The sequence below is a fragment of the Citrobacter rodentium NBRC 105723 = DSM 16636 genome, assembly GCF_021278985.1.
In the GTDB taxonomy this organism is placed as follows: Bacteria; Pseudomonadota; Gammaproteobacteria; order Enterobacterales; family Enterobacteriaceae; genus Citrobacter_A; species Citrobacter_A rodentium.
Map to the genome: position 1 here is coordinate 318567 of NZ_CP082833.1, position 17681 is coordinate 336247.

14 protein-coding genes, 1 tRNA gene and 5 pseudogenes are annotated in these 17681 nt (G+C 52.7%); 15 read left to right on the forward strand and 5 right to left on the reverse strand.

Annotated elements, in window-relative coordinates; all coding sequences use genetic code 11:
* Positions 1–115: 115 nt before the first annotated feature.
* Genes K7R23_RS01400 through trmB form a run of 3 tightly spaced genes read right to left on the reverse strand, consistent with a single transcriptional unit; the run spans position 116 to position 1930 of the window.
* Positions 116–835, reverse strand: coding sequence for a YggN family protein (locus K7R23_RS01400; RefSeq protein WP_012908844.1), 720 nt, complete (start codon positions 833–835; stop codon positions 116–118).
* A 49-nt stretch (positions 836–884) separates the two neighbouring features.
* Positions 885–1211, reverse strand: coding sequence for a YggL family protein (locus K7R23_RS01405; protein WP_012908843.1), 327 nt, complete (start codon positions 1209–1211; stop codon positions 885–887).
* The gene (gene trmB, locus K7R23_RS01410) at positions 1211–1930 is read right to left on the reverse strand and encodes a tRNA (guanosine(46)-N7)-methyltransferase TrmB (RefSeq protein ID WP_012908842.1); all 720 of its coding nucleotides are present in this window, start codon (positions 1928–1930) and stop codon (positions 1211–1213) included. The genes K7R23_RS01405 and trmB overlap by 1 nt, the downstream gene beginning before the upstream one ends.
* 162 nt (positions 1931–2092) lie before the next feature.
* Here trmB and mutY point away from each other — a divergent pair, with 162 nt between their 5' ends.
* The 4 genes from mutY (at position 2093) to K7R23_RS01430 (ending at position 6097) form a co-directional block, all read left to right on the forward strand.
* Positions 2093–3175 carry an A/G-specific adenine glycosylase gene (gene mutY, locus K7R23_RS01415; protein WP_012908841.1) on the forward strand — a complete coding sequence of 361 codons (1083 nt, stop codon included), beginning with the start codon at positions 2093–2095 and terminating at the stop codon, positions 3173–3175.
* On the forward strand, positions 3172–3444 hold the full coding sequence (locus K7R23_RS01420) for an oxidative damage protection protein (protein WP_012908840.1): 273 nt from the start codon (positions 3172–3174) through the stop codon (positions 3442–3444). Before mutY ends, K7R23_RS01420 begins: the two co-directional genes overlap by 4 nt.
* Before the next feature lie 99 nt (positions 3445–3543).
* Positions 3544–4629 (forward strand): membrane-bound lytic murein transglycosylase MltC, encoded by a 1086-nt coding sequence (mltC, locus tag K7R23_RS01425; protein ID WP_042623038.1) that lies wholly within the window; start codon positions 3544–3546, stop codon positions 4627–4629.
* A 211-nt stretch (positions 4630–4840) separates the two neighbouring features.
* Positions 4841–6097: a nucleoside permease gene (locus tag K7R23_RS01430; RefSeq protein ID WP_012908838.1), complete on the forward strand. Its 1257-nt coding sequence runs from the start codon at positions 4841–4843 to the stop codon at positions 6095–6097.
* A gap of 164 nt (positions 6098–6261) precedes the next feature.
* Here K7R23_RS01430 and K7R23_RS01435 read toward each other — a convergent pair whose 3' ends face one another.
* Positions 6262–8397, reverse strand: coding sequence for an ornithine decarboxylase (locus K7R23_RS01435; RefSeq protein ID WP_012908837.1), 2136 nt, complete (start codon positions 8395–8397; stop codon positions 6262–6264).
* Between the two features lie 425 nt (positions 8398–8822).
* Between K7R23_RS01435 and K7R23_RS01440 the strand changes: the two genes are divergently transcribed.
* The 5 genes and pseudogenes from K7R23_RS01440 to K7R23_RS01460 all read left to right on the forward strand — a co-directional run.
* Positions 8823–9530: a DUF554 domain-containing protein gene (locus K7R23_RS01440; protein WP_012908836.1), complete on the forward strand. Its 708-nt coding sequence runs from the start codon at positions 8823–8825 to the stop codon at positions 9528–9530.
* Positions 9531–9635: 105 nt separating this feature from the next.
* Positions 9636–9711 (forward strand) — tRNA-Phe (locus K7R23_RS01445).
* 197 nt (positions 9712–9908) lie between these two features.
* Positions 9909–11171, forward strand: coding sequence for a tyrosine-type recombinase/integrase (locus K7R23_RS01450; RefSeq protein ID WP_012908835.1), 1263 nt, complete (start codon positions 9909–9911; stop codon positions 11169–11171).
* Between the two features lie 168 nt (positions 11172–11339).
* A pseudogene (locus tag K7R23_RS01455) lies at positions 11340–11520 on the forward strand (transposase domain-containing protein); the annotation flags it as partial.
* A 31-nt stretch (positions 11521–11551) separates the two neighbouring features.
* Positions 11552–11944, forward strand: a pseudogene (locus K7R23_RS01460) (IS4 family transposase); the annotation flags it as partial.
* Positions 11945–11953: 9 nt separating this feature from the next.
* Here K7R23_RS01460 and K7R23_RS01465 read toward each other — a convergent pair.
* Positions 11954–12256 (reverse strand): annotated as a pseudogene (locus K7R23_RS01465) (IS66-like element accessory protein TnpA); the annotation flags it as partial.
* Positions 12257–12310: 54 nt separating this feature from the next.
* On the opposite strand from K7R23_RS01465, the pseudogene K7R23_RS01470 reads away from it, so the two are divergent.
* The 6 genes and pseudogenes from K7R23_RS01470 to tnpC form a co-directional block, all read left to right on the forward strand.
* Positions 12311–12754, forward strand: a pseudogene (locus K7R23_RS01470) (IS66 family transposase); the annotation flags it as partial.
* A 134-nt stretch (positions 12755–12888) separates the two neighbouring features.
* On the forward strand, positions 12889–14217 hold the full coding sequence (locus K7R23_RS01475; protein WP_012908834.1) for a nucleotide-binding domain-containing protein: 1329 nt from the start codon (positions 12889–12891) through the stop codon (positions 14215–14217).
* Positions 14218–14224: 7 nt separating this feature from the next.
* Positions 14225–14799 (forward strand): annotated as a pseudogene (locus K7R23_RS01480) (SLATT domain-containing protein).
* Positions 14800–14886: 87 nt separating this feature from the next.
* Positions 14887–15537: an IS66-like element accessory protein TnpA gene (gene tnpA, locus K7R23_RS01485; protein ID WP_012908832.1), complete on the forward strand. Its 651-nt coding sequence runs from the start codon at positions 14887–14889 to the stop codon at positions 15535–15537.
* Positions 15537–15884 carry an IS66 family insertion sequence element accessory protein TnpB gene (gene tnpB, locus K7R23_RS01490; RefSeq protein WP_012908831.1) on the forward strand — a complete coding sequence of 116 codons (348 nt, stop codon included), beginning with the start codon at positions 15537–15539 and terminating at the stop codon, positions 15882–15884. Before tnpA ends, tnpB begins: the two co-directional genes overlap by 1 nt.
* 19 nt (positions 15885–15903) lie before the next feature.
* On the forward strand, positions 15904–17475 hold the full coding sequence (gene tnpC / locus K7R23_RS01495) for an IS66 family transposase (protein ID WP_012908830.1): 1572 nt from the start codon (positions 15904–15906) through the stop codon (positions 17473–17475).
* The last annotated feature ends 206 nt before the right edge of the window (positions 17476–17681 follow it).

Sequence of the window (17681 nt, forward strand, 5' to 3'; positions counted from 1 at the left end):
ACCAGATAAATGTGTTATTCAGATTGTTAATTTTAGAGGTGGATATCAAAACGCTATGAGAAGGTAAAACAAAACGGCGCAGAGGCGATCTGCGCCATTGTTTTTTAAGAAAAGATTATTTCAGGCTGCTGACCAGCGCCTTACGGTTGTCTTCGAGCGTCACCACCCGGCTGCACACGTCTTTACCGAACTGCTGGAAGTCTTTTTCCTGATTCTTCCATTCGTTCTGAATCGCCGTTTGCAACCCGCCGAGGCTGCCGAGCACGCCCTGTAACGGATTACCGCCGCCTTTCAGCACCGCCTTCGCGCCCATCTCATTGATGCTGTCCTGCAAAATGCCGCCCATCGCCTGGTTTACCAGCTGCTGGCCGTCGGCGCGCACCTGGTCGATGGCCTTATAATGGAACGTCAGACCGTCAGCGCGATGTTCGATAATGCGATTCATCTGCTCTTTCAGTTGGGCATCCAGTTTCGTCAGACGACCGCGCATATTGCTGCTCTCGCCCACTTCTTTGGCAATGATGCTGTCCAGCGCGACGCGGCCTTTTTCCACGCGCGAACGCGCGCCTTCGTCAATCCACGGCAGCGCGCTGCGCAGTTCCGCCTGATAATCTTTCGCCTGCTCGCGCTGGGCGGCGCTCAGGGAATACTGTTTGCCGTTGTACATCACGTTGCCGTCCGGGGTGATCACCAGATTGCCGTTTTCCCCTTTCACCTGCACGGTTTGCGGGCTGAGAATCACATCGTCACGCGGGGTGACGCTGCACTGATAATCGGCGTGAGCGGCCATTGCCGTAAACGTTAGCACTGCCGCCAGCAGCGTTTTGCGCATCATAACTTTCCCTCAAGACAAATCGGGCCGGCATTTGCCGACCCTGTGCTACTTAGTCCCACCAGACGTCGAAAAGTTCGCTGGTGCGTACTTCTTCGAGCTTGCGCTCTTCTAACCATTTACGCACGATGGCCTGATGCTCTTCGGTGCACTGGCCGATCTCCTGCATGCAGATCAGACCTTCCCAGGCCAGATAGCCGCTGCCGTCAAAAGCCAGTTTGTTCGGCTCGATCACCTCATTGATAAAATCATCAACGGTTGTATCGATCTGCTCTTCAGATGTCCCTTCCGGGAAACGCCATGCCACCGAAAATCCGAGCTCCTGGAATTCGTCGATGTGCATTTTCTTACGCAGACGACGACTACGGTTCTTTGCCATTATTTCACCCTCTCGAACATTAAGTCCCATACGCCGTGGCCAAGACGATGCCCACGTTGTTCAAATTTGGTTACCGGACGCGAGGCCGGACGCGGTACATAATCGTTGCTCTCAGACAGGTTTTTATAACCGTCAATCGAGGACATCACTTCCAGCATATGTTCCGCATAGGCTTCCCAGTCGGTCGCCATGTGGAACACGCCGCCCGGCTTCAGCTTGCTTTTTACCTGTTCAGCAAACGGCACCTGAACGATACGGCGTTTATTATGACGCGCTTTATGCCACGGGTCAGGGAAAAAGAGTTGAACCATCGATAAAGAATTGTCAGGAATCATTTTGTGCAGCACTTCAACCGCGTCGTGACACATCACGCGCAGGTTCCCGACGCCCTCTTCATGCGCAGAGGCCAGACACGCGCCCACGCCCGGAGAATGTACTTCAATGCCAAGAAAGTTTTGCTCCGGGCACGCTTTCGCCATCGCCACCAGTGAAGCGCCCATACCAAAACCAATCTCAAGCGTCACCGGCGCTTCACGGCCAAACAGCGTCGCAAAATCCAGCGGTTCCTCACTGAACTCAACGCCCATCACCGGCCAGTAGTTTTCCAGCGCGTGTTCCTGCCCTTTGGTCAGTCGTCCCTGGCGACGCACAAAACTACGTATCCGGCGCAGCGGACGGCCATTTTCATCAAATTCCGGTGAGATGACGTCATTTTTCATAAAAGTTAAGTCTGCTTGTGATTGAGTTCTGAAAACGGGCATTATCCAAAGTTAGTGCCCGGATGCAAGCAAAGGAAGATGGCGCGCTGCGGAAAGTTCCGGTTTACACCCTGCCGCCGCTGTGCTGCAATCTTGCCCCCGACAATGATGATTCTGGTGACCATGCAAGCGTCTCAATTTTCAGCCCAGGTTCTGGACTGGTACGACAAATACGGGCGAAAAACCCTGCCCTGGCAAATTGACAAGACGCCTTACAAAGTATGGCTCTCGGAAGTGATGTTGCAACAGACTCAGGTTGCTACGGTTATCCCCTATTTTGAACGCTTTATGCGCCACTTCCCGACGGTAAACGATCTCGCTCATGCGCCGCTGGATGAAGTGCTGCACCTGTGGACCGGGCTGGGCTACTACGCCCGGGCGCGCAATCTGCACAAGGCTGCGCAGCAGGTCGCCACGCGGCATAACGGCATCTTCCCGGAAACGTTTGATGAAGTGGCGGCGCTGCCCGGCGTGGGCCGCTCTACCGCCGGCGCGGTGCTTTCGCTCTCGCTGGGTAAACCTTTTCCGATTCTCGACGGCAACGTCAAACGCGTGCTGGCGCGCTGCTATGCTGTTAGCGGCTGGCCTGGCAAAAAAGAGGTCGAAAAAAGGCTGTGGGAGCTGAGCGAGGCGGTCACGCCGGTAAATGGCGTGGAGCGCTTTAATCAGGCGATGATGGATTTAGGCGCGATGGTCTGCACCCGCTCGAAGCCAAAATGTTCCCTCTGCCCGTTGCAGAACGGCTGCATCGCCGCCGCCAGTGACAGCTGGTCGCTCTATCCCGGTAAAAAACCGAAGCAGACGCTACCGGAACGCACCGGCTATTTTTTACTGATGCAGCATGACGATGAAGTGCTGCTCACCCAGCGTCCGCCCAGCGGTCTGTGGGGGGGATTGTATTGCTTCCCGCAGTTCGCCAGCGAAGCGGAGCTGCGGGACTGGCTGGCGCAACGGCAGATTAGCGCGGATACTTTGACCCAGCTTACTGCGTTTCGCCATACCTTCAGCCATTTCCACTTAGATATTGTGCCTATGTGGCTTGGCGTGTCCTTAGCGGGTTCATGCATGGATGAAGGCAACGCGCTCTGGTATAACTTAGCGCAACCGCCATCCGTTGGTCTGGCGGCTCCCGTGGAGCGTTTATTACAGCAGTTACGTACCGGTGCACCGGTCAACGCATCGGTCGATCAAGAGGATTTGTTATGAGCAGAACAATTTTTTGTACTTTCCTGCAGCGTGAAGCAGAAGGCCAGGATTTCCAGCTCTACCCGGGCGAACTGGGTAAACGCATTTATAACGAGATTTCAAAAGAGGCGTGGGCGCAGTGGCAGCACAAGCAGACCATGCTGATCAATGAAAAGAAACTCAACATGATGAACGCCGATCACCGCAAACTGCTGGAGCAGGAGATGATCAACTTCCTGTTTGAGGGTAAAGATGTGCATATCGAAGGATACACGCCGGAAGAAAAATAATGCCTGGCCGGAGGTTATCCGGCCTGCAATCATGCCGTCGCCAGGCCGGATACCCTGCGGCGAAATGGCATAACGACAAACACAACACGCACTCCCGGAATGATGAAAAAATTACTCGCGCTTGCCGTTATTGCGCCGTTGCTCATCTCCTGTTCCAGTTCGACCAAAAAAGGCGATTCGTACAACGAAGCCTGGGTCAAGGATACCAACGGTTTTGATATTTTGATGGGGCAGTTTGCCCATAACATTGAAAACTTGTGGGGCTATCAGGAAGTGCTGATCGCCGGGCCAAAAGATTATGTAAAGTACACCGATCAGTATCAGACCCGCAGCCACATTAACTTCGACGCCGGTACGATTACCATTGAAACCATCGCCGGGACCGATCCGGCCTCCCATTTGCGCCGCGCGATTATCAAAACGCTGCTGATGGGCGATGACCCGGGTTCAATTGACCTCTACTCAGACGTCGATGATATCCAGATTTCCCGCCAACCGTTCCTCTACGGCCAGGTGCTCGATCACACCGGACAGCCGATCCGCTGGGAAGGCCGCGCCACCCAGTTCGCCGATTACCTGTTACAGTCGCGCCTGCAAAGCCGCAGCAACGGTATTCGCAAGATTTTCAGCGTAACGATTAACCTCGTGCCGAACCACCTGGATAAACGTGCGCATAAATACCTCGGCATGGTGCGTAAGGCCTCGCATAAATATGGCATTGACGAGTCGCTGATCCTGGCGATTATGCAGACCGAATCGTCATTTAACCCGTATGCGGTGAGTCGTTCCGACGCGCTGGGGCTGATGCAGGTGGTGCAACACACCGCCGGGAAAGACGTCTTCCGCTCGCAGGGCCGCTCCGGTATGCCAGACCGCAGCTATCTGTTCGATCCCGCCAGCAATATCGATACCGGCACCGCCTATCTGGCGATGCTCAATAACGTCTATCTGAGCGGTATTAATAACCCGACCTCGCGGCGTTATGCGGTTATCACCGCCTATAACGGCGGCGCAGGCAGCGTGCTGCGCGTTTTTTCAAACGATAAAGTCCAGGCGGCGAATATTATTAACAGTATGACGCCAGGGGATGTCTACCAGACCCTGACCACCCGCCACCCGTCCGCTGAGTCACGGCGTTATCTCTATAAGGTAAACTCCGTGCAAAAATCCTGGCGACGCCAGTAAATATCCGGCCCGCCATCGGCGAACCTGCCGGGCGGGCTGCGACAAAAACGTTAACTTAGTCACCCTTTTGCATTGCAAAAAGACATTGTTTGCAATTATTTGTCACAGCTAACAAAAAAATGCCAGCACTCATTGATAGAATCACATCATTACGCAACGACTATTGTGCCAATTGAAACATTCATCAGCCTTATGATGTGAGGAAATTAACATGAATCTTAAGCTGCAGTTGAAAATACTCTCTTTTCTGCAGTTCTGCCTGTGGGGGAGCTGGCTGACGACGCTCGGTTCCTACATGTTTGTCACCCTCAAGTTTGACGGTGCTTCCATTGGCGCAGTGTACAGCTCGCTGGGGATCGCAGCGGTATTTATGCCGACGCTGCTGGGAATTGTGGCGGACAAATGGCTGAGCGCGAAGTGGGTTTACGCCATTTGTCATATCGTCGGCGCGGCCACGCTGTTTATGGCGGCGGAGGTCACCACGCCAGGCGCGATGTTCTTTGTGATCCTGCTGAACTCGCTCGCCTACATGCCCACTCTCGGATTAATCAATACTATCTCCTATTACCGTCTCCAGTCTGCCGGGATGGATATCGTTACCGACTTCCCGCCGATTCGCATCTGGGGAACGATCGGGTTCATTATGGCGATGTGGGGCGTCAGCTTCTCCGGCTTCGAACTGAGCCATATGCAGCTGTATATCGGCGCCGTGCTGTCGGTCATACTGGTGCTGTTCACCCTGACGCTGCCGCACATTCCGGTTGCTAACCAGCAGAAAAATCAGAGCTGGACATCGATGCTGGGTCTGGACGCATTTGCGCTGTTTAAGAACAAGCGCATGGCGATCTTCTTCATCTTCTCAATGATGCTGGGAGCAGAGCTGCAAATCACCAACATGTTCGGTAATACCTTCCTGCACAGCTTCGATAATGACCCGCTGTTCGCCGGAAGTTTTATCGTCGAGCACGCGTCGGTGATGATGTCGATTTCGCAGATCTCCGAAACGCTGTTTATTCTGACCATCCCGTTCTTCCTGAGCCGCTACGGTATTAAGAACGTCATGCTGATCAGCATTGTGGCGTGGATGCTGCGCTTCGGCCTGTTTGCCTACGGCGATCCGTCACCGTTTGGCACCGTGCTGCTGGTCCTGTCGATGATTGTCTACGGCTGCGCCTTCGACTTCTTCAACATCTCGGGTTCGGTATTCGTTGAAAAAGAAGTGCGTCCGGAGATCCGCGCCAGCGCGCAGGGGATGTTCCTGATGATGACCAACGGCTTCGGCTGCATTCTCGGCGGCGTGGTCAGCGGCAAGGTGGTGGAGCATTACACCCTGAACGGTATTACCGACTGGCAGACCGTGTGGCTGATTTTCGCCGGCTACTCGCTGGTGCTGGCCTTCGCCTTCGTGGCGCTGTTTAAGTACAAACATGTTCGCGTCCCGGCGGATGCGCAGCCTGTCGCACATTAATCTGTTTGCCGGATGGCGGCGTAAACGCCTTATCCGGCCTACAACCATGCGTTAATCCAGGCCGGGCAAGCAAAGCGAACCCGGCGTAAACGCCTTATCCGCCCTACAACCATGCGTTAACCACAGGACGGGCAAGCGAAGCGCCCCCGGCAACCCACCCGCCGTTATTTCAGCACATACCCATACAGCCGCTTAATGCCATCGGCATCCTTCTCACTGTATACCCCCTGTAATTCCGGCGAGAAGCCCGGCAGCATATTTACCCCCTCTTCCAGCGCAAGGAAGTAGCGCTGCACCGCGCCGCCCCATACCTCGCCCGGCACCACGCACAGCACGCCTGGCGGATACGGCAGCGCGCCCTCAGCGGCTATGCGCCCTTCGGCCTCGCTGATACGCACCAGCTCGACCTCGCCGCGGATAAACGCGCTGTTGGCATCCTGTGGGTTCATCGCCACCTGCGGCAGACTCTCCTGACGGAACATCGCCTTTTGCAGATCCTTGACCGCAAAGCTGACGTACAGATCGTGCATCTCCTGACACAGCGCGCGCAGCGTATAATCACGGTAGCGCTGCGGATATTTATTGAAGATGGACGGAAGCACCTCTGCAAGCGGCGTATCGTCTTCGATATGCCGCTCAAACTGCGCCAGCATCGCCACCAGATGCGCCATTTTCTCCGCGCTTTCGGCAGGCGTCAGCAGGAACAGGATTGAGTTGAGGTCGCACTTCTCCGGCACTATGCCGTTTTCCCGCAGGTAGTGCGCCAGAATCGTCGCCGGTATGCCGAAGTCGGTATAGCGCCCGGTTTCAGCGTCAATACCCGGCGTGGTGAGCAGCAGTTTGCACGGGTCGACAAAATATTGATCGTCGGCATATCCGGCAAAGCCGTGCCATTTCGCGCCGGGTTCAAAGCTGAAGAAACGGCGCTCGCGGGCGATGGTCGCCGTCGGATAATCCTGCCAGGCTTTTCCTTCAACCTCTGGCGGAATAAATGGCTGGATCAGCTTACAGCCAGCGAGTATAGCCTTACGCGCCTCAATGCCAAGCTCCACGCACTCCGCCCACAGACGACGCCCGCTCTCTCCTTCATGGATTTTTGCGTTGACGTCCAGCGCGGCGAACAGCGGATAGAACGGACTGGTGGAGGCGTGCAGCATAAATGCGTTATTCAGCCGCTTGTGCGGACAGAAACGCGCCTGACCGCGAATATGATTATCTTTTTTGTGGATCTGCGACGTCTGGGAGAACCCCGCCTGCTGCTTGTGCACCGACTGGGTAACAAAAATCCCCGGATCGTTTTCATTCAGCTCCAGCAACAGCGGCGAGCTATCCGCCATCATCGGAATAAACTGCTCGTAGCCGACCCAGGCGGAGTCGAACAGGATGTAATCGCAGAGATGGCCGATTTTGTCGATCACTTGACGGGCGTTATAGATGGTGCCGTCGTAGGTGCCAAGCTGGATGATCGCCAGGCGGAACGGACGCGGGTCGTCGGCTTTCTCTGGCACCGCTTGCCGAATCTGCGAGCGCAGGTACTCTTCGTGAAAACAGTGCTCATCAATGCCGCCGATAAAACCAAACGGATTGCGCGCCGCCTCCAGATACACCGGGGTCGCTCCGGCCTGGATCAGCGCGCCATGATGGTTCGACTTGTGATTATTGCGATCGAACAGCACCAGATCGCCCCGCGTCAGCAGCGCATTCGTCACAACCTTATTGGCCGCCGAGGTGCCATTCAGCACAAAATAGGTTTTATCGGCATGAAAGACTTTCGCCGCGAACTTTTGCGCATGTTTGGCCGAGCCTTCGTGGATCAGTAAATCGCCCAGCCTGACGTCGGCGTTGCACATATCCGCGCGGAAAACATTCTCGCCAAAAAAGTCGTAGAAATGGCGACCGGCAGGATGCTTTTTAAAAAATGCGCCATGCTGATGCCCCGGACAGGCAAAGGTGCTGTTGCCCATCGCCACATACTGTACAAGGGTGTCGTAAAACGGCGGCAGCAGATTTTCTTCATACTGACGAGCGGCGGCATCCAGCTCCAGCCACTCCTGCTCATTGCCGCGAATGATCGCCATAACACCCGCGGGCGCATCGATTATCTCATCTGTCAGTATAAATACCGGCAGTTGAAAGCCGGTGCGCTTCAGCAACGTAAGAATGCCGCTACGGCTGTCGGCTACGGTCAGCACAACGGCGGCGACATCGGTAAAGTCGGTACTGTCCAGCGCCACGACGCCACGGTGAGTAGATAAACGAGAAACCAGTTCACTACTGGCGGCAATGTTCATTGATTTCATAAGCGCAAAACCCGTTTCGGGAAAATAAAAGTCCCGGACAAGGCGCATTGCCCTGTCCCACGAGATGTTGGGTCAAACTGATTACCAGCTCCGACCGCCAGACATCAGTAAAAGCAGAGCCTCTCTGATCTTACTGTTGTCCTGCAGTGAGCATGCGCTACCCTCACCGCATGGCGAGATAAAGGGGGAAGAAGGCGGAAAGGGGCAGGTATCGCGCTAAACGGCGATGCAGAAGGCGACGTATAAAAGCAGCATTCATCCCGTGCAGCCCCTGGCAGACTGAAGAAAATTCGCGCAATCATGGCACCTTTACTTAGCAGGGGCAAGATTTAATTCGGATGCACACTTGTTGCGGTTAAACAACACTGTAAATGAGAATCAGGTCATAATAATGCATTCTGACAATCTATTTAGCAGGAGCTAACGTGGTAATCGGTCCTTTTATTAACGCCAGCGCAGTACTGTTCGGCGGCGTTATCGGCGCCCTTCTCAGCCAACGTTTACCGGAACGGATTCGTGTCTCAATGACCTCTATTTTCGGTCTGGCGTCGCTGGGTATTGGTATTTTACTGGTAGTCAAATGCGCCAATTTACCGGTAATGGTCCTGGCAACGCTGGTCGGCGCGCTGATTGGCGAGTTTTGCTATCTGGAAAAAGGCATCAATAACGCGGTTGCGAAGGCGCAGAAGCTGTTTATGAGGCCGGGCAAAAAGCAGCCCCATGAGTCGTTTATTCAGAACTACGTCGCGATTATTGTGCTGTTTTGCGCAAGCGGAACCGGCATCTTCGGCGCGATGCGCGAAGGGATGACCGGCGACCCGAGTATTCTGATCGCAAAATCGTTTCTCGACTTTTTTACCGCGATGATCTTCGCCTGTTCGCTTGGCATTGCGGTTTCCGCTATTTCGGCGCCAATGCTGCTCATCCAGCTCTCGCTGGCGACCTGCGTGGCTTTAATTTTACCGCTCACCACGCCTGCGATGATGGCCGATTTCAGCGCCGTAGGGGGATTGCTGCTGGTCGCCACCGGCCTGCGCATCTGCGGCATAAAAATGTTCGCGGTGGTAAATATGCTCCCCGCCCTGCTGCTGGCGATGCCACTCTCCGCCGCCTGGACGGCGTTTTTCGCCTGACAATGGATGCAATAACCGCAAAGTGGTGATAGATTGTGCAGTCTGCGTTGATTTGAAGAAATTTCGTTGACGAAACGTGGTGAATCGGTTTTAATGCGCCCCGTTGCCCGGATAGCTCAGTCGGTAGAGCAGGGGATTGAAAATCCCCGTGTCCTTGGTTCGATTCCGAGTCCGGGCACCAAATTCATATCAACGGACCTCCACGGAGGTCCGTTTTTCGTTTCAGAACGCCACAATTTAAGCGTTCTACCTACAAATCAATTCTACCGAACTCAACCAGATTCCCCCCACATCAACCCCATTGTGTGGGTATAATTGCGGGTATACCCCAGTTCGACAGAATTTGTACCCTCTTTAACGCATTCAGAAGGCTGTACTATGGCACTGACTGACGCAAAAATCCGGGCTGCAAAGCCCACTGACAAGGCTTATAAACTCACTGACGGGGCTGGCATGTTCCTGCTGGTTCATCCTAATGGTTCCCGTTACTGGCGTCTCCGTTATCGTATTCTGGGTAAGGAGAAGACTCTGGCACTTGGTGTGTATCCAGAAGTTTCTCTCTCCGAAGCTCGTACAAAACGGGATGAGGCCCGAAAACTGATTTCGGAGGGGATTGACCCTTGCGAACAGAAAAGAGCTAAAAAAGTAGTCCCTGATTTACAACTCTCTTTTGAACATATTGCACGACGCTGGCATGCCAGTAATAAACAATGGGCACAATCACACAGCGATAAAGTACTCAAAAGCCTCGAGACACACGTTTTCCCCTTTATCGGCAACCGGGATATCACAACACTCAGTACCCCGGACCTGCTTATCCCTGTTCGTGCTGCAGAAGCTAAACAAATTTATGAAATCGCCAGTCGTCTGCAGCAAAGAATATCTGCTGTAATGCGTTATGCCGTACAGTCTGGCATCATCAGATATAACCCGGCTCTGGATATGGCTGGTGCATTGACCACGATAAAACGCCAGCATCGCCCTGCACTGGATCTTTCACGCCTGCCTGAACTTCTGTCGCGTATTGACGGTTATAAAGGCCAGCCTGTCACCCGACTGGCAGTTATGCTGAATTTACTGGTTTTTATTCGTTCCAGTGAACTCAGATACGCCCGCTGGTCTGAAATTGATATTGACAATGCCATGTGGACTATTCCAGCCGAACGCGAACCTCTGCCTGGCGTAAAATTCTCACACCGGGGCTCCAAGATGCGAACACCACATCTTGTGCCACTCAGCAAACAGGCTGTAGCCATACTGGCAGAACTACAGACATGGGCTGGTGAAAATGGTCTGATCTTTACGGGAGCACATGACCCGCGTAAACCAATCAGTGAAAATACTGTAAATAAAGCCCTGAGGGTGATGGGGTATGACACAACCCAGGATGTCTGTGGCCATGGATTCCGTGCGATGGCATGTAGTGCGCTGATCGAATCAGGTTTGTGGTCCCGCGATGCTGTTGAACGTCAGATGAGCCATCAGGAACGTAACGGTGTACGCGCTGCTTACATCCATAAAGCCGAACATCTGGAAGAACGCCGGCTGATGCTACAGTGGTGGGCAGATTTTCTGAATGCGAACAGAGAGAAATGTATCAGTCCGTTTGATTATGCAAAGATCAACAATCCATTAAAATAGTAATAATCCCCGGGCAAAATGCCCGGGGTACTTTGAATGACTATTTTTCTTTGGGCGTGATGAAGAAGATTGATGGTAAGACAAATTACTCCCGACTCTTACGTATTTTCATGGAAAGAAATCCCCCAATATCATCCATCGGGATCGAGTAATAACCTGTAATATGCTGCAGGTTCCGACAGCGGCGGCAAATATGCAGCACATATTGTGCTCACTGATCGGCACCTGCCGTCTGAACAATGCGGAGTCAGAAAAATTGCTGCATTACGTCACAGATCATATGCAGGACTGGTCGGCAAACCGGGTACGCGATCTGTTGCCCTGGAAAGTTGATCTGACCTCTCAGTAAATATCAATACGGTTCTGGCGAGCCGCTTACAATCGAACTGGGATACAGGGAGATAAAACAGACGATGCAACTGAGCAGGCTGACGCTGAGAAGTAAAAAGCCGGAGCTTGTGGAGCAAGAGCTGTGGGGTGTCTTACTGGCTTATAATCTGGTGAGATATCAGATGATTAAAATGGCGGAACATCTGAAAGGTTACTGGCCGAATCAACTGAGTTTCTCAGAATCATGCGGAATGGTGATGAGAATGCTGATGACATTGCAGGGCGCTTCACCGGGACATATACCGGAGCTGATGCGCGATCTTGCAAGTATGGGACAACTTGTGAAATTACCGACAATAAGGGAAAGGGCCTTCCCGAGAGTGGTAAAGGAGAGGCCCTGGAAATACCCCACAGCCCCGAAAAAGAGCCAGTCAGTTGCTTAACTGGCTGGCATTAGGCCGCCGGGGGCGTTTTTTTACCACCGGGACTTCGGACATAACGGTGTTTTCAGTAAGTACGACAGGTACTGTGGAGGCACTCCCGTAAAGACGGGCATCAAGTTCCCGCTCCGACATACCTGCGGGCAGAGGCCATGAAAGGCCAGCTTTTCGGAAGCGCACGAACATACCACAAACTGTTGATTTTGGTACGCCCAGGCGACGTCCGGCCACAATCCGTGGTAAATGTTCTTCAAAGTGAAGACGTAAAGCTTCAGTGATCCAGGATCTGGGGCGCAGTTCAAAAATGATGGACATTATTTTTGTGGAGCCGGAGGAAACACACCAGACGGTTTAAATGAGCCGGTTACCGAAATACGCGGGTTGCCGGTGTCTGAACGCCTGGCGGTCAGGCAAATGCAGAGTAAACCGCTACTGACTTCCCTGTATAAGCTGATGCAGGAGAAAGAACACACATTATCGAAAAAATGCCGTCTGAGAGATGCGTTCCGGTATATCCGGAAGCACTGGGTTGCGTTGTGCAACTTCTGTGATGATGGTCTGGCGGAGGCGGATAATAATGCCGCGGAAAGAGCGCTTCGTGCAGTCTGTCTCGGAAAGAAAAACTTTATGTTCTTCGGCAGCGATCACGGCGGCGAGCGAGGAGCACTGTTGTACGGGCTGATCGGCACCTGCCGACTGAACGGTATCGATCCGGAAGCGTATCTGCGCCATATCCTGAGCGTACTGCCGGAATGGCCTTCCAACCGAGTTGACGAACTCCTGCCATGGAACGTAGTACTCACCAATAAATAAGCGTCAATACGGCACTCCGTTAACGCTTACGTTTAAGTCATAAAGCCATGCAGAACGCTCACCTCCCAAGATCTTGGTTTTTATAAGGTGTAATGATAATGTAAGCTAATGTTTCACATGCCAAAGGAAACACCATGAGCCACAGGGAATTGTTCAGCGAATTTCTTGAAAATTTGAATCTTGACCTCAAACAGGCAAAAAAGATCAGCTATCACTATCGAAAAATAACCAAGTCATTAAATCTTGCGTTCAGAGGAACGAGTTCCCGGGTAGCAAACCGCTTGAAAGTGGGGTCAGTAGGCAGACATACCGCAATAAAAGGCATATCCGATCTGGATATGCTTTATATTATGCCCCCCAATCAGTATGAATATTATAACCGTAAGGATAATGGTCAGTCTGCATTGCTTACAGATGTCAGAAACATTCTGGCGGAAGAATATCCTGACCAGACTGTGAAAAAGGACAGACTGGTTGTTCAGATCATCTTTAAAAACTTTTATGTCGAGGTTCAACCTGTATTCAGACAGGATGATGACAGCTTTAAATTCCCTGAAAGCTATAATGGAGGAGCATGGCGCATTACAAAACCTCTTCACGAAAAGGCGGCCATGACCGCATTTTCGCGAGATAAATCCAATAATCTGCGCAAGCTGTGTAAAATGATCAGAGCCTGGAAGAACCTGCATGGCGTCAATATGGGTGGCTTACTGATAGACACACTAGCGTATCGCTTTCTTTCATCAACATCAGATTATGACAATACCGGAAATGGCAGCCTGGGAGCCCTCGCCAGAGACTTTTTTGAATATCTGTCAAATGAGGAGAGAAAGGAAAGGTATCTCGCGTTAGGCAGTAATCAGCATGTACGTGTTAAATCTCCCTGGTTTGGCCGGGCAGCGAAACACGCGTATGAATTATGTTGTGATGCCTTAGACGCTGAGGGGGGTGCCAGTGAAAATGACCGCTGGCGCAAAGTGTTCGGACGAGCCTTCCCCAGACGTAAAGTGGGTATTATGGAAGCCCGTCTTGGTCTGGAATCGCATGCGGCAGATGCTGTTCCCTGGACCGATACCGAAGAGTTTATAGAGGATAAATATCCGGTGGATATCAGGTACTCACTCAACCTTGACTGTACCGTAACCCAGGATGGTTTCCCTCCCAGAAGCCTGAGGGAGATGCTTACCAGAAGATTCCGCCTCTCCGCTCGAAAATCTCTCCTTTTCCGGGCAGACTTGACAGAAATGGAGGCAGAGGAACCCTACACCGTTATGTGGAAGGTACTGAACGTGGGTGACGAAGCACGCAGAAGAAATATGATCCGGGGACAAATCGTTTCGGACGGCGGCTACTGTACGAAGAAAGAAACTACCGACTTCCGCGGAGATCACATGGTAGAATGCTATGTGATAAAAAATGAGGTTGTGGTTGCCCGGGCCCAGATTGAAGTTCCCATAAGCTGAGGTTTTTATGACGCAATCAGAGATGCTGAAATTAATCGCCCGACATGGTTATAACGTTGGATTTGGCGCTAAGAAAAACTTTGCCACCTATGATCTGATTTGTAAGGCATCCGGTTGGATTAGCTTTATTTCTCTTGCTGTCGGTGTGTTCGCCCTTTTTATTCCTGAGCTGGCCACAAACGTCATTTCCGCGATATTAATTATATTTGGTGTTGCTACAATGTATATTCAGTTTTATGACTCGGAAAAGCAGAGTTATGAAAGTGCGGGGATTGAGCAGACCAAAATTTTTAATGAACTTGAAGTCATCTACCGCAACGTAAAAAGCGATGCAAACTTTGACTATCAGCGTACACAACAATCCATCGACGCTATCATGTCCCGGTTTTACGGCACGGTCATCAGCAAACAGATCTTCGGAAGTAACTGGTACGCACATTATAAATTTTACTGTGAATTTGAAAAAGCATGGGTTGAAGAAGAGCTGAACCTGACACTGAAGGACAAAATCCCGCTTTCGCTCTGCTTTCTCGCCGGTCTGGCGATCATTTTACTATAGCTGTCATCTGGAAAACGCCCTGATGGTAAGCGCATCATTTAAACCGTCTTTCGCCTCCCTTTCCTGTTTCCGATACTAATGTCCATTTTCGCAGTAAAAGGACATTTAAGATGAATGCACGAAAGGCGGTACTGGCAGATAATCCGGAATTGATCCTGCGTGTGCTACAACTGAGATTTGACGAGTCACTGTCGTACCCGCGCATTTCTGCGCAGACTGGTGTCAGCAAAACCGCCATTTTTTCTCTGGTGAGGCGATTTCACCAGGTATTCACTGACTGGCCTCTTTCCGGTGAATATTCCTGCGGGCAACTGGCCCGGGCTCTTTTCCCGGGGCGATATCCTTCAACCCCGACCGTGACTCAGCCTGTGAAAGCAGAGAAACCCCGCCGGAACCGATTTTCACCGGAGTTTAAATGGAGACTTGTTCAGCAGACTCTTTTACCCGGTGCCTGTGTCGCACAAATAGCTCGTGAGAACGGAATCAACGATAACCAGCTCTTTAACTGGCGGCATCTCTGGCGTAACGGCGGCCTGCAGCCGCCCGGCGAACATGAAACATCGCTACTTCCCGTGACGTTAACTCTGGAGCCGGATAATAAAATCCCGGCACCAGTGCAGATACCTGAACAGATAAATACACTGCCAGACAGTCTGTGCTGTGAGCTGGTTCTGCCGGCCGGAACTCTCAGGCTGAAAGGTGAACTGACGCCGGCGTTATTACAGACACTTATCCGCGAAATGAAAGGGAGCAGCCACTGATGATATCTCTCCCTGCCGGTTCGCGTATCTGGCTGGTTGCCGGTATCACCGATATGCGAAATGGTTTTAACGGCCTGGCATCAAAAGTTCAGAACGTCCTGAAGAATGACCCGTTCTCCGGGCATCTGTTCATCTTTCGCGGACGCCGGGGTGACCAGATAAAAGTGTTGTGGGCTGACAGCGACGGACTGTGCCTCTTCACCAAACGCCTGGAACTGGGCCGCTTCGTCTGGCCGGTCACCCGCGATGGAAAGGTTCACCTTACTCCGGCTCAGTTATCTATGCTTCTTGAAGGTATCAACTGGAAGCACCCGAAACGAACAGAACGCGCTGGAATCCGTATATAACCCGTTGTAAAGTGAGGATATGGACACCTCACTTGCTCATGAGAATGCCCGCCTGCGGGCGCTGTTGCAGACGCAACAGGACACCATCCGCCAGATGGCCGAATACAACCGCCTGCTCTCACTGCGGGTGGCGGCTTATGCTTCCGAAATCAACCGGCTGAAGGCGCTGGTTGCAAAACTACAGCGCATGCAGTTCGGTAAAAGCTCAGAAAAACTTCGCGCAAAAACCGAACGACAGATACAGGAAGCACAGGAGCGAATCAGCGCACTTCAGGAAGAAATGGCGGAAACGCTGGGTGAGCAATATGACCCGGCACTGCCATCCGCCCTGCGCCAGTCTTCAGCCCGTAAACCGTTACCGGCCTCACTTCCCCGTGAAACCCGGGTCATCCGGCCGGAAGAGGAATGCTGTCCGGCCTGTGGTGGTGAACTCAGTCCACTGGGATGTGATGTGTCAGAGCAACTGGAGCTTATCAGCAGCGCCTTTAAGGTTATCGAAACACAACGTCCGAAACTGACCTGTTGCCGTTGTGACCATATCGTGCAGGCGCCGGTGCCTTCAAAACCCATTGTACGCAGCTATGCCGGAGCGGGGCTTCTGGCCCATGTTGTCACCGGGAAATATGCAGACCATCTGCCGTTATACCGCCAGTCAGAAATATACCGTCGTCAGGGCGTGGAGCTGAGTCGTGCCACGCTGGGGCGCTGGACTGGTGCCGTTGCTGAACTGCTGGAGCCACTGTATGACGTCCTGCGCCAGTATGTGCTGATGCCCGGTAAAGTCCATGCCGATGATATCCCCGTCCCGGTCCAGGAGCCGGGCAGCGGTAAAACCCGGACAGCCCGGCTGTGGGTCTACGTCCGTGATGACCGTAACGCCGGTTCACAGATGCCTGCGGCGGTCTGGTTCGCGTACAGCCCGGACCGGAAAGGTATCCATCCACAAAATCACCTGGCCGGTTACAGCGGAGTGCTTCAGGCCGATGCTTACGGTGGCTACCGGGCGTTATACGAATCCGGCAGAATAACGGAAGCCGCGTGTATGGCCCATGCCCGGAGAAAAATCCACGATGTGCATGCAAGAGCGCCAACCGATATCACCACGGAAGCCCTGCAGCGTATCGGTGAACTGTATGCCATCGAGGCAGAAGTCCGGGGATGTTCAGCAGAACAGCGTCTGGCAGCAAGAAAAGCCAGAGCTGTGCCACTGATGCAGTCACTGTATGACTGGATACAGACTCAGATGAAAACACTGTCGCGTCACTCGGATACGGCAAAAGCGTTCGCATACCTGCTGAAACAGTGGGAGGCCCTGAACGTGTACTGCAGTAATGGCTGGGTGGAAATCGACAACAACATCGCAGAGAACGCCTTACGGGGAGTGGCCGTGGGCCGGAAAAACTGGCTGTTCGCAGGTTCCGACAGCGGTGGCGAACATGCGGCGGTGTTGTACTCGCTGATCGGCACATGCCGTCTGAACAATGTGGAGCCAGAAAAATGGCTGCGCTACGTCATTGAACATATCCAGGACTGGCCGGCAAACCGGGTACGCGATCTGTTGCCCAGGAAAGTTGATCTGAGCTCTCAGTAAATATCAATACGGTTCTGGTGAGCCGCTTACCCCTGATGCTGCAGCCAATGAAAAATTCAGCAAGCTGACTGTCAAATATGCGATGTATAGCCGGTATCACCATCCAGTGTACGTTCTATAAGGGGGGGCGCTTGGAAAACGGGTAGAGTCAAGATGTGGCGCGGTAATTTTACAGGTCAGGCATATCTGTTGCCGCCTCTTTCGAT